At 54.1% G+C, this 19,787-nt stretch carries 21 protein-coding genes and 1 other annotated feature; of the genes, 13 read left to right on the top strand and 8 right to left on the bottom strand.

The window, feature by feature from the left end; genetic code table 11:
• Positions 1-10: 10 nt before the first annotated feature.
• Entirely contained in the window at positions 11-802 is a 792-nt protein-coding gene (locus N5C09_RS18330; RefSeq protein ID WP_107535614.1) for an inner membrane protein YpjD, read from the bottom strand.
• 166 nt (positions 803-968) lie between these two features.
• Here N5C09_RS18330 and ffh point away from each other — a divergent pair, with 166 nt between their 5' ends.
• The 7 genes from ffh (at position 969) to N5C09_RS18295 (ending at position 6,406) form a co-directional block, all read left to right on the top strand.
• Complete coding sequence (ffh, locus tag N5C09_RS18325) at positions 969-2,330, top strand: signal recognition particle protein (RefSeq protein ID WP_003863132.1); 1,362 nt, start codon at positions 969-971, stop codon at positions 2,328-2,330.
• A 137-nt stretch (positions 2,331-2,467) separates the two neighbouring features.
• On the top strand, positions 2,468-2,716 hold the full coding sequence (gene rpsP / locus N5C09_RS18320) for a 30S ribosomal protein S16 (protein WP_022649067.1): 249 nt from the start codon (positions 2,468-2,470) through the stop codon (positions 2,714-2,716).
• Between the two features lie 15 nt (positions 2,717-2,731).
• Positions 2,732-3,271: a ribosome maturation factor RimM gene (gene rimM / locus N5C09_RS18315; RefSeq protein ID WP_006811638.1), complete on the top strand. Its 540-nt coding sequence runs from the start codon at positions 2,732-2,734 to the stop codon at positions 3,269-3,271.
• Between the two features lie 30 nt (positions 3,272-3,301).
• Positions 3,302-4,069 (top strand): tRNA (guanosine(37)-N1)-methyltransferase TrmD, encoded by a 768-nt coding sequence (gene trmD / locus N5C09_RS18310; protein WP_003863138.1) that lies wholly within the window; start codon positions 3,302-3,304, stop codon positions 4,067-4,069.
• Positions 4,070-4,112: 43 nt separating this feature from the next.
• Complete coding sequence (rplS, locus tag N5C09_RS18305; RefSeq protein ID WP_002914145.1) at positions 4,113-4,460, top strand: 50S ribosomal protein L19; 348 nt, start codon at positions 4,113-4,115, stop codon at positions 4,458-4,460.
• A gap of 132 nt (positions 4,461-4,592) precedes the next feature.
• Positions 4,593-4,997 (top strand): DUF2946 domain-containing protein, encoded by a 405-nt coding sequence (locus tag N5C09_RS18300; protein ID WP_063450049.1) that lies wholly within the window; start codon positions 4,593-4,595, stop codon positions 4,995-4,997.
• Positions 4,998-5,035: 38 nt separating this feature from the next.
• Complete coding sequence (locus N5C09_RS18295; RefSeq protein WP_203463629.1) at positions 5,036-6,406, top strand: PepSY-associated TM helix domain-containing protein; 1,371 nt, start codon at positions 5,036-5,038, stop codon at positions 6,404-6,406.
• A gap of 2 nt (positions 6,407-6,408) precedes the next feature.
• Here N5C09_RS18295 and N5C09_RS18290 read toward each other — a convergent pair whose 3' ends face one another.
• The 3 genes from N5C09_RS18290 to N5C09_RS18280 are packed head-to-tail and all read right to left on the bottom strand — an operon-like array spanning position 6,409 to position 8,653.
• Positions 6,409-6,891 carry an OmpA family protein gene (locus tag N5C09_RS18290; protein ID WP_063450047.1) on the bottom strand — a complete coding sequence of 161 codons (483 nt, stop codon included), beginning with the start codon at positions 6,889-6,891 and terminating at the stop codon, positions 6,409-6,411.
• Positions 6,892-6,903: 12 nt separating this feature from the next.
• Complete coding sequence (dgcN, locus tag N5C09_RS18285; RefSeq protein WP_063865220.1) at positions 6,904-8,124, bottom strand: diguanylate cyclase DgcN; 1,221 nt, start codon at positions 8,122-8,124, stop codon at positions 6,904-6,906.
• Positions 8,117-8,653: a YfiR family protein gene (locus tag N5C09_RS18280; protein ID WP_279749605.1), complete on the bottom strand. Its 537-nt coding sequence runs from the start codon at positions 8,651-8,653 to the stop codon at positions 8,117-8,119. Before N5C09_RS18280 ends, dgcN begins: the two co-directional genes overlap by 8 nt.
• A gap of 478 nt (positions 8,654-9,131) precedes the next feature.
• Between N5C09_RS18280 and aroF the strand changes: the two genes are divergently transcribed.
• The 3 genes from aroF to N5C09_RS18265 are packed head-to-tail and all read left to right on the top strand — an operon-like array spanning position 9,132 to position 12,267.
• Positions 9,132-10,202: a 3-deoxy-7-phosphoheptulonate synthase AroF gene (gene aroF / locus N5C09_RS18275; protein WP_063450045.1), complete on the top strand. Its 1,071-nt coding sequence runs from the start codon at positions 9,132-9,134 to the stop codon at positions 10,200-10,202.
• A gap of 10 nt (positions 10,203-10,212) precedes the next feature.
• A complete protein-coding gene (tyrA, locus tag N5C09_RS18270; protein ID WP_279749604.1) occupies positions 10,213-11,334 on the top strand; it encodes a bifunctional chorismate mutase/prephenate dehydrogenase in 1,122 nt (373 codons plus the stop codon).
• Between the two features lie 60 nt (positions 11,335-11,394).
• Positions 11,395-12,267, top strand: a complete 873-nt coding sequence (locus N5C09_RS18265) for an SMP-30/gluconolactonase/LRE family protein (RefSeq protein ID WP_193034711.1) — start codon at positions 11,395-11,397, stop codon at positions 12,265-12,267.
• On the opposite strand, the gene pheA is transcribed toward N5C09_RS18265, so the two are convergent.
• From pheA to bamD, 4 genes are all read right to left on the bottom strand, one after another.
• Positions 12,264-13,424 carry a bifunctional chorismate mutase/prephenate dehydratase gene (gene pheA, locus N5C09_RS18260; protein ID WP_063865216.1) on the bottom strand — a complete coding sequence of 387 codons (1,161 nt, stop codon included), beginning with the start codon at positions 13,422-13,424 and terminating at the stop codon, positions 12,264-12,266. The two genes, N5C09_RS18265 and pheA, sit on opposite strands and share 4 nt — an antisense overlap.
• Positions 13,425-13,454: 30 nt before the next feature.
• Positions 13,455-13,580, bottom strand: a sequence feature (Phe leader region).
• Positions 13,532-13,579 (bottom strand): pheA operon leader peptide PheL, encoded by a 48-nt coding sequence (gene pheL / locus N5C09_RS18255; protein ID WP_100229775.1) that lies wholly within the window; start codon positions 13,577-13,579, stop codon positions 13,532-13,534. (Overlaps the previous feature by 48 nt.)
• A gap of 104 nt (positions 13,581-13,684) precedes the next feature.
• Positions 13,685-14,026 carry a ribosome-associated translation inhibitor RaiA gene (gene raiA / locus N5C09_RS18250; RefSeq protein ID WP_008502470.1) on the bottom strand — a complete coding sequence of 114 codons (342 nt, stop codon included), beginning with the start codon at positions 14,024-14,026 and terminating at the stop codon, positions 13,685-13,687.
• A 267-nt stretch (positions 14,027-14,293) separates the two neighbouring features.
• Positions 14,294-15,031: an outer membrane protein assembly factor BamD gene (bamD, locus tag N5C09_RS18245; RefSeq protein WP_063450041.1), complete on the bottom strand. Its 738-nt coding sequence runs from the start codon at positions 15,029-15,031 to the stop codon at positions 14,294-14,296.
• A 131-nt stretch (positions 15,032-15,162) separates the two neighbouring features.
• Between bamD and rluD the strand changes: the two genes are divergently transcribed.
• From rluD to clpB, 3 genes are all read left to right on the top strand, one after another.
• Complete coding sequence (gene rluD, locus N5C09_RS18240; protein WP_279749603.1) at positions 15,163-16,143, top strand: 23S rRNA pseudouridine(1911/1915/1917) synthase RluD; 981 nt, start codon at positions 15,163-15,165, stop codon at positions 16,141-16,143.
• Entirely contained in the window at positions 16,140-16,871 is a 732-nt protein-coding gene (gene yfiH, locus N5C09_RS18235) for a purine nucleoside phosphorylase YfiH (protein WP_063450039.1), read from the top strand. Before rluD ends, yfiH begins: the two co-directional genes overlap by 4 nt.
• A gap of 129 nt (positions 16,872-17,000) precedes the next feature.
• The gene (gene clpB / locus N5C09_RS18230; RefSeq protein WP_279749602.1) at positions 17,001-19,574 is read left to right on the top strand and encodes an ATP-dependent chaperone ClpB; all 2,574 of its coding nucleotides are present in this window, start codon (positions 17,001-17,003) and stop codon (positions 19,572-19,574) included.
• Positions 19,575-19,787: the final 213 nt, after the last annotated feature.

Below are 19,787 nucleotides of genomic sequence, written 5' to 3'. Positions count from 1 at the left end.
CTTTTGTTACTTAGCCAGCAAATTGCTGTATGAAGCGGCTACCAAAATAGGCAAGCGTGAGAATGCCGGCACCCGCAACGTTGAACCAGACCACGCGACGACCGCGCCAGCCTTCATGATAATGGCCCCATAACAGGACAATATAGACAAACCACGCAATGATGGAGAGAACTGCTTTATCGATATTCTCCACGCTGAACAGGTTCTTCATATAAAACAAACCCGTGCACAGCGTCAGCGTCAGCAGAACCACGCCGACCTGGGTGATGTGGAACATCTTACGCTCAATCACCATCAGCGGCGGCATTTCGTGGTTAAACGCCAGCTTTTTATTTTTCAGCTGGTAGTCAATCCAGGCGAGCTGCATGGCGTAAAGGGCGGCAATGATCAGCGTCGCGTAGGCGAAAAGCGACAGGCCAATATGCACTAGCATCCCCGGCGTGGCTTCCAGATGGGTAATAAACTCATTAGGCATGAACGTGGCTAACGCCAGGTTGATCAGCGCAAAGGCGTAGATTATCGGCAGCAGCAGCCAGCCGCGGTTTTTAGACGCGACAATGGTCATGACCGTACAGATCATCAGGCTGACCAGCGAGCCGACGTTCAGTACGCTCAGGTTTTGCACGCTGCCGTCGCCGGGAATGATGCGTGATTCCAGCGCAAACGCGTGGCTAATCAATGCGATCACCGCCGAAAGAATAGCCATGCGCCGCCAGCCGCTGTTTTTTTGCAGCAGGCCAGGAATGATCAGCGCGAGGCTGACAGAGTAGGCAACAAGGGCGATCAGTGCGAAAACAGGCATATAGGCGTCGACAGTTGTCTTAATAAGAAAGAGAAGCAGTATAACGTTACGTGACGCCTGCTCCAACCGTTGCATAACAACAAAGGCGCCTTCATGTTATACTCCGGCAAAATTCTGTGTATGTGTCGCCCAGGCGACCTAACGTTTCTACCCCAGGCGAGAGACAATGTTTGATAATTTAACCGATCGTTTGTCGCGCACGCTGCGCAACATCAGCGGCCGTGGACGCCTCACCGAAGAGAACATCAAGGAAACGCTGCGCGAAGTGCGCATGGCGCTGCTGGAAGCAGACGTTGCGTTGCCGGTCGTCCGTGATTTTATCAACCGTGTGAAAGAGAAAGCGGTTGGTCATGAAGTTAACAAGAGCCTGACCCCGGGTCAGGAGTTCGTCAAAATCGTTCGTAACGAACTGGTTTCGGCGATGGGCGAAGAGAACCAGGTGCTTAACCTGGCGGCCCAGCCGCCTGCCGTGGTGCTGATGGCGGGTCTGCAAGGTGCAGGTAAAACCACCAGCGTCGGTAAGCTGGGGAAATTCCTGCGCGAAAAGCACAAGAAAAAGGTGCTGGTGGTTTCGGCGGACGTCTATCGCCCGGCGGCGATCAAACAGCTGGAAACGCTGGCTGAGCAGGTTGGCGTGGACTTCTTCCCGTCCGACGTGGCGCAGAAGCCTGTCGACATCGTGAATGCCGCGCTGAAAGAGGCGAAGCTGAAATTCTACGACGTGCTGCTGGTGGATACCGCCGGTCGTCTGCACGTTGACGAAGCGATGATGGACGAGATCAAACAGGTGCACGCCTCTATCAACCCGGTAGAGACCCTGTTTGTCGTTGACGCCATGACCGGTCAGGATGCGGCGAACACCGCGAAAGCGTTTAACGAAGCTCTGCCGTTAACCGGCGTGGTGCTGACCAAAGTGGACGGTGACGCCCGCGGCGGTGCGGCGCTGTCTATTCGTCACATCACCGGTAAGCCGATTAAATTCCTCGGCGTGGGCGAGAAAACCGAAGCGCTGGAGCCGTTCCACCCGGATCGTATTGCTTCCCGTATCCTCGGCATGGGCGACGTGCTGTCGCTGATCGAAGATATTGAGAGCAAGGTCGACCGCGCGCAGGCGGAAAAACTCGCCAGCAAGCTGAAAAAAGGCGACGGCTTCGATCTGACCGACTTCCTTGAGCAGCTGCGTCAGATGAAAAACATGGGCGGCATGGCCAGCCTGATGGGCAAGCTGCCGGGCATGGGGCAGATCCCGGACAACGTTAAATCCCAGATGGACGACAAAGTGCTGGTGCGTATGGAAGCCATCATCAACTCGATGACGCTGAAAGAACGTGCGAAGCCAGAAATCATCAAAGGGTCGCGTAAACGCCGTATCGCAGCCGGCTGCGGCATGCAGGTGCAGGACGTTAACCGCCTTCTGAAACAGTTCGACGACATGCAGCGCATGATGAAGAAAATGAAGAAAGGCGGCATGGCGAAGATGATGCGCGGCATGAAAGGCATGATGCCACCAGGATTCCCTGGGCGTTAATCGGCCTTTTACAGCAGACTGATCAACTGCTGATTGCATTTTCCCCAAAAATCAGTAAAATTTTCGGGCTTTTAATATGACACCCGGGCTCCGTTCCTCGATGGGGCCCGGTTGTTTTATTCACACAAGAGGATGTTATGGTAACTATTCGTTTAGCACGTCACGGCGCTAAAAAGCGTCCGTTCTACCAGGTTGTTGTGACTGACAGCCGTAATGCACGCAACGGTCGCTTCATCGAGCGCGTTGGTTTCTTCAACCCACTGGCCTCTGGCGCAGAAGAAGAAACCCGTCTGGATCTGGATCGTATCGCTCACTGGGTTGGCCAGGGCGCTACTGTTTCCGATCGCGTTGCTACGCTGATCAAAGCAGCAAACAAAGCAGCTTAATCTGTCACGGTGGTCATGATGAGCAATAAAGCACCTGTTGAACCGATCGTATTGGGAAAAATGGGTTCTTGCTACGGTATCCGTGGTTGGCTCAGAGTGTTTTCCTCCACTGAAGACGCTGATAGCATTTTTAATTACCAGCCCTGGTTTATCCAGAAAGCCGGTAAGTGGGAAGAGGTCGAGCTGGAAAGCTGGCGTCACCACAATCAGGACATCATCATCAAGCTGAAAGGCATTGACGATCGTGATGCCGCGAATGCGCTGACTAATTGTGAAATTGTCGTGGATTCGTCGCAGTTGCCGCAGCTGGAAGAGGGCGACTACTACTGGAAAGACCTTATGGGTTGCCAGGTAGTGACCACTGAAGGCTACAGCCTGGGGAAAGTCATCGACATGATGGAAACCGGGTCAAATGACGTTCTCGTCATTAAGGCAAACCTGAAAGATGCATTTGGCATCAAGGAGCGGCTGGTCCCGTTCCTCGATGGACAGGTTATCAAGAAAGTCGATCTCGCTACTCAAACCATTGAAGTAGATTGGGATCCTGGTTTTTAATTCTCCGGATAAACGGTAAAAGACGGCGCTATGTGGATTGGCATAATTAGCCTGTTTCCTGAAATGTTCCGCGCGATTACCGATTACGGGGTAACTGGCCGGGCAGTAAAGAATGGCCTGCTGAGCATCCAAAGCTGGAGTCCGCGTGACTTCACGCATGACCGGCACCGTACCGTGGACGATCGTCCTTACGGCGGCGGACCGGGGATGTTGATGATGGTGCAACCCTTACGGGACGCCATTCACACAGCAAAAGCCGCGGCAGGTGAAGGCGCGAAGGTGATTTATCTGTCACCTCAGGGACGCAAGCTTGATCAAGCGGGCGTGAGCGAACTGGCGACGAATCAAAAGCTGATTCTGGTCTGTGGTCGCTATGAAGGGATAGATGAGCGCGTAATTCAAACCGAGATTGACGAAGAATGGTCTATCGGCGATTACGTTCTCAGCGGTGGTGAGTTACCCGCAATGACGCTGATTGACTCCGTTGCCCGGTTTATTCCGGGTGTTCTGGGCCATGAAGCTTCGGCAACGGAAGATTCCTTTGCTGATGGATTGCTGGACTGTCCACACTATACTCGTCCTGAAGTGTTAGAAGGGATGGAAGTACCGGCGGTGTTACTGTCAGGAAACCATGCCGAGATACGTCGCTGGCGTTTGAAGCAGTCGCTGGGCCGAACCTGGCTTAGAAGACCTGAACTTCTGGAAAACCTGGCTCTGACTGAAGAGCAAGCAAAGTTGCTGGCCGAGTTCAAAACTGAACACGCGCACCAGCAGCATGAACATGATGGGAAAGCGTAATACGCTCCCGAATATCAGTTTACCCAGGATAAGAGATTAAATTATGAGCAACATTATTAAGCAACTTGAACAAGAGCAGATGAAGCAGGACGTACCTTCCTTCCGTCCAGGTGACACCGTGGAAGTGAAAGTATGGGTTGTTGAAGGTTCCAAAAAACGTCTGCAGGCATTCGAGGGCGTGGTTATCGCTATTCGTAACCGCGGTCTGCACTCTGCATTCACTGTTCGTAAAATTTCCAACGGCGAAGGCGTTGAGCGTGTCTTCCAGACTCACTCTCCGGTAGTTGACAGCATTGCTGTTAAACGCCGTGGTGCTGTACGTAAAGCTAAACTGTACTACCTGCGTGAGCGTACTGGTAAGTCTGCTCGTATTAAAGAGCGTCTGAACTAAGATTCGCTTAAGCGACATCCTGTTAGAAAGGGCTGGCCGAAAGGCTGGCCCTTTTTTTATCCCATCGCACCTCTCGCGTTAACCCTTCCGTTATAAATCATTTACAATGTTGGCCTCTTGGGTGGAGGGTAAGTGGATAACGTACTGCATCAGCATAGATGGAAACGCGCAGCGGCATTGACCGCGCTGTTTGCGATCCTGCTGATCGTCGTGGCGCCGCTGATCTCCGTCTCGCTGCAAAAAGATCCCATGAGCGCGATGCCTGGCATGCACCATGACATGAGCATGATGTCGATGGACGAGCATCACGGCGATATGCCACACACGATGCCGGTTGACCATGCGGAGGCGTGCGGCTACTGCGTGCTGCTGGCGCACGTGCCGGGCGTGATGCTGGCGCTTATCGTTCTGCTCAGCGTGGTGTTGCAGCGGCTGCGCCTGAAGCCGCCACGTCAGGCGGTTAGCCACTGGCACTTCTTCCCCTGGCTTTATCCTGATACCCGCGCGCCGCCGCGGCGGTCTGCTTTCTCCCTTTAAAACAAAATCACTCACTTTTTGCCTTAAAAAGGAAAAGTATGACTACCTGCACTCCGCGCGCGGCATGGGGAAACCTGCTGCGTCGCCTCCATTTCTACATCGGGCTGTTTGTCGGTCCGTTTATCTTCTTCGCCGCGCTGACCGGTACGCTGTATGTGGCAACGCCGCAGCTTGAAAATGCGTTGTACCGTAACGCACTCCACACGGATGCCGTGGGTGATGCGCAGCCTCTTGCTGAACAAATTGCCGTGGCAGAAAACGCCGTGGGTTCAGCGCTGCGTTTACATGCCGTTCGTCCGGGGCTGGAAAAGGGCGAAACGACCCGCGTGATGTTTGCCGACCCGAAGCTTGGTCCCTCCGAGCACCGGGCGCTCTTTGTTGATCCTGTTAGCCTTGAGTTACGAGGGGATATGACCGTGTACGGCACCAGCGGGATTTTACCGCTGCGCCAGACAATCGATTATCTGCATACCTCGCTGATGCTGGGCAACCTCGGGCGTCTCTATAGCGAGTTAGCCGCCTCCTGGATGTGGGTTGCTGCTTTGGGCGGTATCGCGCTGTGGTTCTACACCCGGCCAAAGCGCCGCATTAACAACCGTTTCCAGAATCGTCGTCGCCTGCATGTGATGTTAGGCTGGACGCTGCTGGCGGGAATGCTGCTGTTCTCAGCCACTGGTTTAACCTGGTCACAATGGGCCGGGGGTAACGTTGATAAGCTGCGGGCAGAGATGAACTGGCTGACGCCGCAGGTTAATACCCAGCTTTCCGGTGCGCCGGAAATGATGGATGAACACGCCGAACACCGTGGTCATCACGGTGCAATGACGATGCCTGACATGCCGGTCGAGCTGTCGCTTTTTGACAGCGTGTTGCAGGCTGCTCGCCAGTCGGGGATTGATGCGAACAAAGTTGAGATCCGCCCGGCAAAAAGGGCTGACCAGGCCTGGACGGTGACGGAAATCGATCGCAGCTGGCCGACGCAGGTTGATGCCGTTGCCGTGGATCCCCACTCTCTGAAGGTGCTGGACGGCACTCGCTTCGAGGATTTTCCACTGATGGCGAAACTCACCCGCTGGGGCGTGGATTTCCATATGGGGATCCTGTTTGGTCTGGCAAATCAGCTGGTGCTCATCGCGTTTGGTGTTGCGCTGTGCGTGCTGATTATCCTGGGATACCGGATGTGGTGGATGCGTCGGCCTGCAACGTCAGCCGCGAACCCGGTCCAGACGCTCTGTCAAAGCTGGCTGGCATTGCCGCTGTGGGGTAGGGGAGTGACCTTGCTGATAAGCGTTCTGCTGGGGCTGGCGTTGCCGGTGATGGGCGTCAGCCTGGCGGTGTTCATTGCGATTGACTGGCTGCGCTGGCGAGCGGCTTCAGGCGTGTCGCTCGCCGGATCATCTGTTAAATAGCCTTATGGCGTGCTGATGACCACCGCAACCCGGCGGTTTTCAGCGCGCCCTTGCGCAGTGCGGTTGCTGCTGACCGGGTATTTTTTACCTAAGCCCCGCGTGGTGAGGTTGCTGCGCGGGATGTTCGCGCCCTTCGCCCAGGCATCCGCCACGACGTTGGCGCGTTTTAACGAAAGCGCTTCGTTGTAGCGCTCTTCACCATAGTTATCCGTATGTCCGTCCATCCGGGCGTGATTCAGACCGGTTGCTGCCAGACGTGAGGCCATAGTCTGGATCTGCGTTTCACTTTCCGGGCGCAGTCTGGCGTCATTTTTATCAAACAGGATCTTATCCGACAGGCCCAGAGACCAGTCGCCGTTCAGTTCGTTAAAGCCGTAGGACTTCATGGCCGCAATTTGCGCTGGTGTGAATTTACCGTCCGGCGTCTGACATCCGGACATAGCCAGAGATGCCAGTAATAACGGCGCAAAGTATCGCTTTAACATATCGTCTTCCTTTCAGGATATTGTTTTCGAACGCTGGTTCTTGACCAGATACATATTGCGATCGGCTTGCTCCAGTAATGCCTCAACGGAGCCATTTTCCCACGCCAGAGCAAAGCCAATGCTGAGTGACATTGATGCTGTGTGCCCGTTATGCAGATCAAACGGACGGATAAATTGCTGCGACAGCGCGGCGCAAATATATTCCACCTCACGCTCGGTATGGACGCCGTACAGGATCATGGCAAACTCGTCGCCGCCGAGACGGTAAGACTGATGACGCTTTTCGCCAAACTCGACCATCCTTTTTGCGGCTTCGATCAGGACGCAGTCACCCGCGGCATGACCCCAGGTGTCGTTGATAAACTTGAAGTTATCACCGTCCAGGAAGAGCAGGGCAGAATTGGTTTTTGCCGAAGCGTCATTCATCAATGCCGCAATGTTGTTGCGAAACGCAGCGCGGTTTGCCAGCCCCGTGAGCGGATCGTGCATGGCGGTACGCAATAGCTGCGCGTTTTTGGCCTGTAGCTTGAGCTGCCACTCCTCCATTTCATCCAGCAGGCTGTTGAAGTCTTCGCCAAACTGGTGAAACTCTTCAATGCGGCCTTCCGTTACCCGGCGAGAGAAGTTGCGGTTGGTGCGGACATCATGCACAACGTCAGTGATGTTTTGCATTTCAGCGACCATGCCATGGTGTAGCGAGCGGGTGATGGTTAATGCGACGGCAGAGGCAATAAGAATGCAGCCGGTGAGAACCGCAAATGACAGCCAGATAAAGTGGCTAATCAGGCTGTCTCGTGCGGTCAGTCGAATTTCGCCAATCACATTGCCGTTATGCATGATGGGCTGTGCGACAGGAAGAGGGAACAACCAGCGGCTGACCAGCGCGCCCAGCGTGTCGGTATTATCCGCCGGGTTCCATGACCACCAGGCAAACCGTTTATGATGCGCGTTAAGCACTTCCGCCACGGCAAACTGCCCCTGCTTACCGAGGGTCGCGAGCGTTTCGTTTGCCGCCACGGCATCGTTGAACACCAGAGAGGCTTCAAGGCTGTGGCTCATGGTGGCGCCGGTGAGTTCGAGGTTTTTTTGCGCGTATTGCTTTAATGTCACCACGGAAGCGAAACACAGCAGCAGCCATATAAACGTCATCGTTATAACGACGCTTATCATGCTGATTCGCCGCAACGTTCTTTTAAACGTCGGACGCGGTGTTGATATGACATCCTTATTCATGCTTCTTATTCCGCGCGAGCATTAATACATCCGGATTGACTCTTACGCCACTGCGCGCCAGCGCGTCCAGATTTACGGAAAACCTGACCTGGTTGGACTCTATTATCAGACAAAATGCGCTGCCAATAACGCATTCAGGATTTTGCTCTGACATTAATAGCAACGCATGGCCTTGATATTGATTTATTATTTCCTGTTGATTTGCCGGCGACTCACTCCCGAAATAGAGGGCATCACACCTTGCCGCGAGCGCTTCCCGATCGCTGTGCACAATGACAGCGGTATAGGGCAACGGGTTATTTACATCTTCACTGCTGAGCGCCTGTCTGTAACGGGAAGAGGCATAAATACAGAGCTTCGGCTGGCCGGACAGTGCTGGCCATCGGGTGTAGCTCACAATACCGGAAACAATCGAACGTACCGATTTATCCGTTTCCGTAAACGAGCCTGCCCTTGCAGGACTCACTAAAATGAACAGCATTAGCGCCAGGGGGAGGTGAAGCAAAGCGATCAAGAATGTATTTCTCATCAGAATCCGCCAAACCGCCCCGGAAATAGATGCCCTTAAGAATTTCCGGCAGAATACCATTGTTTCTTAAAGCCGTCATTATGTCAGAAATATCCCTGTATTGACCTAAGCTAAATCTTGCTGCGAATTATATTCCCGAGAATGAAGCCAGTTTCGATTAAGTCTGCTGGAATTCATAATTTCATTCATTCTTTGTTTCCTGGATTCATGTGCCACGTAAGTTTCCCTCCGATTCATCAGAGAGTTATTAAGCTAACGGCCAGCGCCTGGATAGTGTTCCTTGCGTGAGCGTAGACGGGCAGTAAATGCGCATGTGTAATTTTATGTTTACGATCCCAACCTGATTTTTTGGCATTAAAATGGTTTCCGTAAACTAAAGTGTACGTATTTTGGATTGAAATCTTTACTTGTTGTGGTATCGTTGTGTCACCTCCTTGAGGAAACCACTATCGCAAACGAGTTTTACAGGATCGCAATCATGCAAAAAGACGCGCTGAACAACGTACATATCACTGACGAACAGGTTTTAATTACCCCGGATCAACTGAAGGCGGAGTTTCCGCTGAGCGCCGCGCAGGAAGCTCAGATTGAGCATTCTCGCCAGACCATTTCTGACATTATTGCTGGCCGCGATCCGCGTCTGCTGGTGGTATGCGGCCCTTGCTCTATTCACGATCCTGAAACCGCCATTGAGTACGCACGTCGATTTAAAGCATTAGCGGAGGAGGTCAGCGATAGCCTCTACCTGGTGATGCGCGTCTATTTTGAAAAGCCACGCACGACGGTTGGCTGGAAAGGGTTGATCAACGATCCGCACATGGATGGCTCGTTTGACGTGGAAGCAGGACTGAAAATTGCGCGTCGCCTGCTGGTGGAACTGGTCAGCATGGGCCTGCCGCTGGCAACCGAAGCGCTGGATCCGAACAGCCCGCAGTACCTTGGCGATCTGTTTAGCTGGTCCGCGATTGGCGCGCGCACCACCGAATCACAAACCCACCGCGAGATGGCGTCTGGCCTGTCTATGCCGGTTGGTTTTAAAAACGGTACCGACGGTAGCCTGGCGACGGCGATTAACGCCATGCGCGCCGCCGCAATGCCGCACCGTTTTGTTGGGATCAACCAGGCGGGCCAGGTATGCCTGCTGCAAACCCAGGGCAACCCGGACGGTCACGTGATCCTCCGCGGCGGTAAAGCCCCGAACTACAGCCCGGCGGACGTTGCGCAGTGTGAAAAAGAGATGGAACAGGCAGGACTGCGTCCGGCGCTAATGGTAGATTGCAGTCATGGTAATTCGAATAAAGATTACCGTCGCCAGCCAGCGGTTGCAGAGTCTGTGATTGCACAGATTAAAGATGGCAACCGTTCAATTATCGGCTTGATGATTGAAAGTAATATTCATGAAGGCAATCAGTCATCGGAACAGCCGCGCAGCGCGATGAAGCCCGGCGTCTCCGTTACGGATGCCTGTATCAGCTGGGAAACCACCGATGCGCTGCTGCGTGAGATCCACAAAGATTTGAACGGCCAACTGGCGACGCGTCTGGCTTAAGAGGGTAGTTATGGTTGCTGAATTGACCGCACTGCGCGATCAAATTGATGAAGTGGATAAGGCGCTGCTGGATCTTCTGGCGCGCCGCATGGCGCTGGTTGCTGAAGTCGGCGAAGTGAAAAGCAAATACGGCCTGCCGATTTACGTTCCGGAGCGCGAGGCCTCTATGCTCGCCTCCCGCCGTAAAGAGGCGCAGGCCCTGGGCGTTTCACCTGATTTGATTGAAGACGTCCTGCGCCGCGTGATGCGCGAGTCCTATTCCAGCGAAAACGACAAGGGCTTCAAAACCCTCTGTCCGTCGCTGCGTCCGGTGGTTATCGTCGGTGGCGGCGGGCAGATGGGGCGTCTGTTTGAAAAAATGCTGACGCTCTCTGGCTATCAGGTGCGTATTCTGGAGAAAGAGGACTGGCCGCACGCGGCGGAGCGGATGAAAGACGCCGGTATGGTTATCGTCAGCGTGCCGATACACGTGACGGAGCAGATCATCGGTAAACTTCCTCCCCTGCTGGAAGATTGCATTCTGGTGGATTTGGCCTCCGTTAAAAATGGTCCGCTACAGGCCATGCTGGCGGCACACACCGGCCCTGTGCTTGGGTTACATCCGATGTTTGGCCCGGACAGCGGCAGCCTGGCGAAACAGGTCGTGGTTTACTGTGACGGACGGCAGCCGGAAGCCTACCAGTGGTTCCTGGAACAGATTCAGGTCTGGGGGGCGCGTTTACACCGCATTAGCGCGGTAGAGCATGACCAGAACATGGCGTTTATTCAGGCGCTGCGCCACTTTGCCACTTTCGCCTATGGGCTGCACCTGGCGGAAGAGAACGTTCAGCTTGAACAATTGCTGGCGCTTTCCTCGCCAATCTATCGTCTCGAGCTGGCGATGGTCGGGCGACTGTTTGCGCAGGATCCACAGCTTTATGCCGACATCATTATGTCGTCTGAAAACAACCTGGCACTGATCAAACGTTATTATCAGCGTTTTGGCGAAGCGATCACCTTGCTGGAGCAGGGCGATAAACAGGCCTTTATCGACAGTTTCCGTAAAGTGGAGCACTGGTTCGGTGATTACGCCACGCGATTCCAGAGTGAAAGCCGCACCCTGTTGCGCCAGGCAAATGACAGTCGCCAGTAATCGGATGATGTATATACTGAAAGCCAGCATTGCTGGCTTTTTTCTTTTTGGGGATCTGTTATGGCTGAACCGCAGCTGCTGTTGAACTATACCGGGCATCTGCCCGAATGCCCGACGTGGAGTGCAGAAGAAAATGCGCTCTACTGGGCAGATATTCTGGAAGGGGAGATCCATCGGTATCATCTGCCCACCGCGGAACACTCGGTGCTCTCATTCCATGAAGAAGTCGGGTGTTTTGCCCTGCGTGAACGCGGCGGATTTATCGTCGCGATGCGTAACGCCATCTGGCTGGCCGATAAACACGGCCTTCTCCAGCGTAAGGTTTGCGATAACCCGTCTAATCCGCTGCTTGCACGCTTTAATGACGGTGGCACCGACCATCTGGGACGGTTTTACGCGGGCACCTTCTGGGGGCCGGGAGATTATAACGGCGCCATGCTGATGCGTATCGACAACGACCTGACGCCGAAAGTGATCCAGTGCGATATTCAGGGGCATAACGGTTTAGCGTTTAGCCCTGACAAACGGTGGATGTTTACCTCTGATACGCCGAACGGCGTGATCTACCGTACGCCGCTTGATGAGCAGGCTGAACCCGGAACGCGCGAAGAATTTCGCCGTTTTAGCGAGGGAGAAGGTATTCCCGACGGTGCGGCAATGGATGAAGAAGGCTGCTACTGGAGCGCGCTGTTTGACGGCTGGCGTATAGCGCGGTTTTCCCCGCAGGGAGAACAGCTGGAAGAGCACCGGCTGCCGGTACGTTGCCCGACAATGGTCTGCTTTGGCGGCGACGATATGAAAACGCTGTTTATCACCACCACGCGGGAAAACATGGAGGCGGAGGAACTGGCAAAATTCCCGCTTTCCGGGGCTATCTTCACCCTGCCCGTAAATGTGGCAGGGATGAAGAAAAGCCGCTTTATCGAACGTTAAGCCGGATCGACCGGGACCACGTTTTCGCTCGGATAGCATCCCAGCACTTTCATGGAGCGGGTGATCTCGCCCAGCTCGCGCAGGGCTTTCTGCATGGATGCAGATTCCAGGTTGGCCTGGACGTCGAGATAGAACATCTCTTCCCACGGATTGCCGTGGATTGGGCGGGACTCCAGCTTCGTCATGATCAGGTTGTGATTACGCAGCACCAGCAGCGCTTCAACCAGCGCGCCCGCCTGCTGGCCGGTCGCCATCAGCAGGGTGGTTTTCGCCGGTACCTGATCGGACACATTGATGGCCTTGCGGGCCAGAACCACGAAACGGGTGATATTCTGCGTCTGGTTAGCCAGATTGCGCTCCAGCACCTGTAAGCCATACAGCGCGCCGCCCGCTTCGCTACCGAGTGCCGCGACGGCAGGGGAGTTTGCCTGCGCCACTTTTTCCATCGCCGCCGAGGTGCTTTCGGTGTACTCAATTTTCCAGTGCGGATAACGGTTCAGGAACTGGCTGCACTGCTGGAACGGCTGCGGGTGGCTGTAAACCGTTTCGATCTGACTCAGGTCCGTTGAGCCAGCGACCAGCACGCAGTGATCGATAGGGATAGTCAGCTCACCGACCAGCGACAGGCTGGTGTGCTGGAGCAGATCGTAAACATCGTTGATGGCGCCGGAGCTGGTGTTCTCGATAGGCACCACGGCGTAATCCGCCTGGCCGGTTTCGACCTGGTTGAAAATGTCTGCAAATTTCGCACAACCGCTCTCAATAAACTCTTCGAAATGGCGGGCGGCGTACTGGCGAGCCGCCAGGTGAGAATAGGAGCCTTTCGGGCCGAGAAATGCGATGCGCGCAGAGTGCGGGTTAGTTTTGTTCAGATGCTGCTGGAGCAAGGCTTGCTGCGTCAGAACGGAATCTTCGATGATGAGCTGGAACAGGCGGGTGATGTAGTGGGCATCCAGATGATGCGCTTTGCCGAGCTGAATCAACCGTTCCAGTAAATCACGTTCGCGATCGATATCGCGTACCGGCCGATGGGAATCCAGCTTGGCTTTGCCCACTTCAACGGCGAGGGCGCGGCGTTCTGCCAGCAGAGCCAGTAATTTTTCATCGAGAGCGCTGATCTTTACGCGCAAATCCAGGAGCGGGTTTTCCGGTGTCATAGTGTTGTCTGTCTCAATTTATCGTTATCAATAAAAAAGGCCTCCCGGTGTGGGAGGCCTTGTTGTTCGTCTTCGCATTCTTTATCACACGACGAAACGCCTCCCGGTCAGGGGAAGGTAAAAAAGAATGCGAAGAAAAACGGCGTCTGTTTCATAAGGTCGTCCTGAAATTGATAGGGTTAAAGTACCTGTACTGTTTTGATCCTGTCAATAAAAAACGCGCCCGGAGGCGCGTTGTCGGTACACTCAATTTTAGAGGATTACTCTTCTTCAACTTCTTCCGCGAAGCTGGCGTCTTTCACCGACGTTGTGGCGCGACGGGCTTCACCTTTGTGTTGCACTTTATTGAGCTGCCGTTCCAGCTTGTTAATCAAATCGTTAATTGCGGTGTACATATCCTCGTGTTTTGCGCTGGCGACCAGATGGCCGTTTGGAGTATTGATAGTTGCATCAGCGATGAAACCCTGCGGCTCCTTGGACAGGATGATATGTGGGTTAATCAAATGTGTTTGCCATTTATCCAGTTTGGCGAGACGGTCTGCGACGTGCTGGCGGATTGCCGGAGTAATTTCCATTTGTTTACTGGTAATGTTCATTGTCATAAATTTTACCTCTTGTCTTTCCGTCTTGGTGATTCCAGCATACCCGACCTAATGTCAAAATGTGTGATTTAGATCACGTTATTTTGTCGGTTTTTGTCAGGGAATCTTTTTTGTGAGGCAGGGCAGGAAGAGGTGAGATTTACCTTGTCGAAGCCAGCAATTGCGGTCATAGTTGACTGGATGTGTTGAGGCTAAACCGCTTCAGCGGAAGTCTGGATGAATAAAAAAACGGCAGCCTGCGGGCTGCCGTTTTGCGTTGTAGCGGTATCAGGTATTGCTGCTGTTCGCGGCAATAATTTTCGCCACTTTGTCAGCCTGAGCCGTCATCTGCATCTGGCGATATGCATTCTCCATCAGCTTCAGGCCATCACGCGTGGCCTGTGTATCCGGATAATCGCGCAGCATGCCTTCTACACGGTTAACCACGGCAACCCATGCGCCGCGACGGGTGTAGTATTCCGCAACGGAGTACTCGTATTTCGCCAGACGATTTTTCAGGAACACCAGACGCTTAGTGGCATCGGTAATGTACTGGCTGTTCGGGTAGCTACGCACCAGTTTGGAGAAGTCATTGAAAGCATCACGCGCATGTTGCGGGTCACGGTCAGAACGATCCACCCCGAAGAAGCCCTGCAATGCACTGTCATCCAGCGCCATGTTAGTCAGGCCGCGCATGTACATCACGTAATCGATGTTAGGATGGGTAGGGTTCAGACGCATGAAACGATCGATGGTTGCCTGAGCCAGCGGCAGATCGGCGTTTTTGTAGTAGGCGTAGATAAGATCTAACTGTACCTGCTGCGAATACGGACCAAACGGATAGCGATTATCCAACGCTTCCAGTTGCGTTATCGCCTGTTTCCAGTTACCGTCCTGCAACTTTTGTTGTGCAGTCGCATAGATTTCATTCGGCGGATTGTCAGGGACCTGTTCATTCGAACCGGAGCAGCCCACCAAAGCCAGGCTCAACGTGGCCGCTGCCACCAGATATTTCATGCGCGTCATGACGTTTTGACTTTCCTCAAATGTTTGTCCGGGAGAAACTCAGTTCCTGCTCCCGATTAAGACCAGCTACAATAGCACACTATATTAAACGGCAAAGCCGTAAAACCCAACGTTAAACGAAGAAGCAGTTTATGGCACAACGAGTAGAACTCACCGCAACAGTCTCCGAAAATCAGCTCGGTCAACGCTTAGATCAGGCTTTGGCCGAATTGTTCCCTGATTATTCGCGTTCACGCATAAAAGAATGGATCCTTGACCAGCGCGTGCTGGTAAACGGCAAGATCTGGGACAAACCTAAAGAGAAAGTGTTTGGTGGGGAAGCTGTCGCCATCAATGCTGAAATCGAAGAGGAAGTTCGCTTCGAACCGCAGGATATCCCCCTGGAGATCGTCTACGAAGATGACGATATTCTGGTCATCAACAAGCCGCGCGATTTTGTTGTTCATCCGGGCGCGGGCAATCCTGACGGTACGGTACTTAACGCACTCCTTCATTATTATCCGCCGATTGCTGACGTACCGCGTGCCGGTATCGTTCACCGTCTGGATAAAGACACTACGGGTCTGATGGTGGTGGCGAAGACGATTCCTGCACAGACTCGCCTGGTGGAATCTTTACAGCTGCGCGAAATCACGCGTGAGTATGAGGCGGTGGCCATTGGTCATATGACCTCTGGCGGCACGGTGGAAGAGCCGATTAGCCGTCACCCAACCAAGCGTACGCATATGTCCGTGCACCCGATGGGTAAACCGGCGGTGACCCACTACCGCATCATGGAGCATTTCCGTATTCATACGCGCCTGCGTCTGCGTCTGGAAACCGGGCGTACCCATCAGATCCGCGTGCACATGGCGCATATTACCCATCCGCTGGTGGGTGACCCGGTTTACGGCGGTCGTCCGCGTCCACCAAAAGGGGCGTCGGATGAATTCATCTCCGTGCTGCGTAAATTCGATCGTCAGGCGCTGCATGCGACGATGCTACGTCTTTACCACCCCATTACCGGAATTCAGATGGAATGGCATGCGCCGATCCCACAGGATATGGTGGAACTTATCGACGCGATGCGCGCAGATTTCGAAGAACATAAGGATCACGTGGACTGGTTATGACCAAGCTGATTGTCCCGGAGTGGCCGCTGCCTGAAGGCGTGGCCGCCTGTAGTTCGACCCGTATCGGTGGCGTGAGCCAGGGCGCATGGGAGTCTCTGAACCTCGGCGCGCACTGTGGCGATAACCCGGAACACGTCGAAGAGAACCGTAAGCGCCTTTTTGCTGCGGGAAATCTCCCTTCAAAACCGGTCTGGCTTGAGCAGGTGCACGGTAAAGCGGTGCTGACGCTGTCGGGTGAGCCTTACGCGTCTAAACGCGCCGATGCCTCGTACAGCAATACGCCGGGAACGGTTTGCGCGGTGATGACCGCCGATTGCCTGCCTGTGCTGTTCTGCAATCAGGCGGGAACTGAAGTGGCTGCTGCCCATGCCGGATGGCGCGGGCTGTGCGAAGGCGTGCTGGAAGAGACCGTCGCCTGCTTCCGGGACACTCCCGCGAATATCATTGCCTGGCTTGGCCCGGCGATTGGCCCGCAGGCGTTTGAGGTAGGCCCTGAAGTGCGCGAAGCCTTTATGGAAAAAGATCCGCAAGCGGTTGACGCGTTTGTGGCTTCCGGTGACAAATATCTGGCCGATATTTATCAGCTGGCCCGTCAACGTTTGAATAACGTTGGGGTTACGCAGATCTTCGGTGGCGATCGCTGTACCTTCACCGAAAAGGGTGATTTTTTCTCCTATCGCCGCGACAAGACGACAGGCCGTATGGCAAGTTTCATTTGGCTGATATAACCTAAAGAATCAAGACGATCCGGCACGCGCCGTTTTCTTTTCACATAATTCAGGTTATTAACCTTGAATAATTGAGGGATGACCTCATTTAATCTCCAGTAGCAAATTTGACCTGTTATGGGAGGAGTTATGCGTCTGGATCGTCTTACTAATAAATTCCAGCTTGCTCTCGCCGATGCCCAGTCCCTCGCACTGGGGCACGACAACCAGTTTATCGAACCTCTTCATTTAATGAGCGCCTTGCTGAGTCAGGAAGGGGGATCGGTACGTCCTTTATTAACGTCCGCTGGCATTAATGCCGGCCAGTTACGCACCGCCATCGATCAGGCGCTGAGCCGTTTACCACAGGTAGAAGGTACCGGTGGCGACGTCCAGCCGTCGCAGGATCTGGTGCGCGTGCTGAACCTTTGCGACAAGCTGGCGCAAAAACGTGGGGACAACTTTATTTCGTCAGAGCTGTTTGTTCTGGCGGCGCTTGAATCACGCGGTACCTTGACCGACCTGCTGAAATCCGCCGGTGCAACCACCGCCAATGTGACCCAGGCGATTGAGAAAATGCGCGGAGGTGAAAGCGTGAACGATCAGGGAGCCGAAGACCAACGTCAGGCTTTGAAGAAATTTACGGTCGACCTGACCGAACGTGCCGAGCAGGGCAAGCTTGACCCGGTGATCGGCCGTGACGAAGAAATTCGCCGGACTATCCAGGTACTGCAACGTCGTACCAAAAACAACCCGGTGCTGATTGGTGAGCCCGGCGTCGGTAAAACCGCCATCGTTGAAGGGCTGGCGCAACGTATCGTTAATGGTGAAGTGCCTGAAGGGCTGAAAGGCCGCCGGGTGCTGGCTCTGGATATGGGCGCGCTGGTGGCCGGGGCGAAATATCGCGGCGAGTTCGAAGAGCGTCTGAAAGGCGTGTTGAACGATCTGGCGAAACAGGAAGGTAACGTCATCCTGTTTATTGACGAACTGCATACCATGGTTGGGGCCGGTAAAGCTGACGGCGCAATGGATGCCGGGAACATGCTGAAACCTGCGCTGGCACGTGGTGAACTTCACTGCGTTGGTGCCACCACGCTGGACGAGTATCGTCAGTACATTGAAAAAGATGCCGCGCTGGAGCGTCGTTTCCAGAAGGTGTTTGTCGCTGAACCAAGCGTTGAAGACACCATCGCTATTTTGCGCGGCCTGAAAGAGCGCTATGAACTGCACCATCACGTGCAGATCACTGACCCGGCCATCGTTGCGGCGGCGACGCTTTCGCATCGTTATATCGCCGATCGTCAACTGCCGGATAAAGCCATCGACCTTATCGATGAAGCCGCGTCCAGTATCCGCATGCAGATTGACTCGAAGCCGGAAGAGTTAGACCGACTCGATCGCCGCATTATCCAGCTCAAGCTGGAACAGCAGGCGCTGAACAAAGAGTCTGATGAAGCGAGTAAGAAACGCCTCGATATGCTCAACGAAGAGCTGGATGAGAAAGAGCGCCAGTATTCTGAGCTGGAAGAAGAGTGGAAAGCCGAGAAAGCCTCCCTCTCTGGCACCCAGACAATCAAGGCTGAGCTGGAGCAGGCGAAAATTGCCATTGAGCAGGCGCGTCGCGTAGGGGACCTGGCGCGGATGTCCGAGCTACAGTACGGTAAGATCCCTGAGCTGGAAAAACAGCTTGAGATCGCCACGCAGTCGGAAGGCAAAACCATGCGTCTGTTGCGTAATAAAGTGACGGATGCCGAGATTGCCGAAGTGCTGGCGCGCTGGACGGGCATTCCTGTGGCTCGCATGATGGAAAGCGAACGCGAGAAACTGCTGCGTATGGAGCAGGATCTGCATCAGCGCGTTATTGGCCAGAACGAAGCGGTCGAAGCGGTATCTAACGCCATTCGTCGTAGCCGTGCAGGGCTGTCCGATCCGAATCGTCCAATCGGCTCGTTCCTGTTCCTGGGGCCAACCGGTGTCGGTAAAACCGAGCTGTGTAAAGCGCTGGCTAACTTTATGTTCGACAGCGATGACGCGATGGTGCGTATTGATATGTCCGAGTTTATGGAGAAACACTCCGTCTCGCGTCTGGTCGGTGCGCCTCCGGGATATGTCGGTTATGAAGAGGGCGGTTACCTGACGGAAGCGGTACGCCGTCGTCCTTATTCCGTCATCCTGCTGGATGAAGTGGAAAAGGCACACCCTGATGTGTTTAACATCCTGTTGCAGGTACTGGATGATGGACGCCTGACGGACGGGCAGGGGAGAACGGTCGACTTCCGTAACACGGTGGTGATCATGACCTCTAACCTGGGTTCCGATTTAATTCAGGAACGCTTCGGTGAGCTGGATTACAGCCATATGAAAGATCTGGTGCTGGGTGTGGTCAGCCAAAACTTCCGTCCGGAGTTCATCAACCGTATTGATGAAGTGGTCGTGTTCCATCCGCTGGGTGAGAAACACATCGCGTCGATTGCACAGATCCAGTTGCAGCGTCTGTACAAGCGTCTGGAAGACCGTGGGTATGAAATCCACATCTCGGATGATGCGCTGAAACTGCTGAGCGAGAATGGTTACGATCCTGTTTATGGCGCGCGTCCGTTAAAACGTGCTATCCAGCAGCAGATCGAAAACCCTCTGGCGCAGCAAATCCTTTCCGGAGAGCTGATTCCGGGCAAAGTTATCCGTCTGGAAGCCAACGACGATCGCATTGTGGCAGTGCAGTAAGTCACAAAACGCAAAAACGGGCCGCTTGCGGCTCGTTTTTGTTTAAAAACCAGGCGAAAATTGAGGTCTGAAGAGTGATTTGCCTGGAAAGTGAGCGGTCAGTAAATAATTTTCACTTTACGCTTGCAGGTTCAGAATTACTCCCTATAATGCGCCTCCACTGACACGGAACAACGGCACGCAAGCCGCCGGGTTAGCAGAGAAAAGCGAAAT

This window comes from Enterobacter sp. GD03975 (assembly GCF_029838645.1).
GTDB classification, from domain to species: Bacteria; Pseudomonadota; Gammaproteobacteria; order Enterobacterales; family Enterobacteriaceae; genus Enterobacter; species Enterobacter quasihormaechei.
Note: the sequence above shows the minus strand (reverse complement) of the source record. Positions and strands in the feature narration are given on the sequence as shown.

Coding starts and splice junctions, on each gene's coding strand:
- N5C09_RS18330 (WP_107535614.1), bottom strand. CDS start 802: ATGCCTGTTTTCGCACTGATCGCCCTTGTTGCCTACTCTGTCAGCCTC.
- ffh (WP_003863132.1), top strand. CDS start 969: ATGTTTGATAATTTAACCGATCGTTTGTCGCGCACGCTGCGCAACATC.
- rpsP (WP_022649067.1), top strand. CDS start 2,468: ATGGTAACTATTCGTTTAGCACGTCACGGCGCTAAAAAGCGTCCGTTC.
- rimM (WP_006811638.1), top strand. CDS start 2,732: ATGATGAGCAATAAAGCACCTGTTGAACCGATCGTATTGGGAAAAATG.
- trmD (WP_003863138.1), top strand. CDS start 3,302: ATGTGGATTGGCATAATTAGCCTGTTTCCTGAAATGTTCCGCGCGATT.
- rplS (WP_002914145.1), top strand. CDS start 4,113: ATGAGCAACATTATTAAGCAACTTGAACAAGAGCAGATGAAGCAGGAC.
- N5C09_RS18295 (WP_203463629.1), top strand. CDS start 5,036: ATGACTACCTGCACTCCGCGCGCGGCATGGGGAAACCTGCTGCGTCGC.
- N5C09_RS18290 (WP_063450047.1), bottom strand. CDS start 6,891: ATGTTAAAGCGATACTTTGCGCCGTTATTACTGGCATCTCTGGCTATG.
- dgcN (WP_063865220.1), bottom strand. CDS start 8,124: ATGAATAAGGATGTCATATCAACACCGCGTCCGACGTTTAAAAGAACG.
- N5C09_RS18280 (WP_279749605.1), bottom strand. CDS start 8,653: ATGAGAAATACATTCTTGATCGCTTTGCTTCACCTCCCCCTGGCGCTA.
- aroF (WP_063450045.1), top strand. CDS start 9,132: ATGCAAAAAGACGCGCTGAACAACGTACATATCACTGACGAACAGGTT.
- tyrA (WP_279749604.1), top strand. CDS start 10,213: ATGGTTGCTGAATTGACCGCACTGCGCGATCAAATTGATGAAGTGGAT.
- N5C09_RS18265 (WP_193034711.1), top strand. CDS start 11,395: ATGGCTGAACCGCAGCTGCTGTTGAACTATACCGGGCATCTGCCCGAA.
- pheA (WP_063865216.1), bottom strand. CDS start 13,424: ATGACACCGGAAAACCCGCTCCTGGATTTGCGCGTAAAGATCAGCGCT.
- raiA (WP_008502470.1), bottom strand. CDS start 14,026: ATGACAATGAACATTACCAGTAAACAAATGGAAATTACTCCGGCAATC.
- bamD (WP_063450041.1), bottom strand. CDS start 15,031: ATGACGCGCATGAAATATCTGGTGGCAGCGGCCACGTTGAGCCTGGCT.
- rluD (WP_279749603.1), top strand. CDS start 15,163: ATGGCACAACGAGTAGAACTCACCGCAACAGTCTCCGAAAATCAGCTC.
- yfiH (WP_063450039.1), top strand. CDS start 16,140: ATGACCAAGCTGATTGTCCCGGAGTGGCCGCTGCCTGAAGGCGTGGCC.
- clpB (WP_279749602.1), top strand. CDS start 17,001: ATGCGTCTGGATCGTCTTACTAATAAATTCCAGCTTGCTCTCGCCGAT.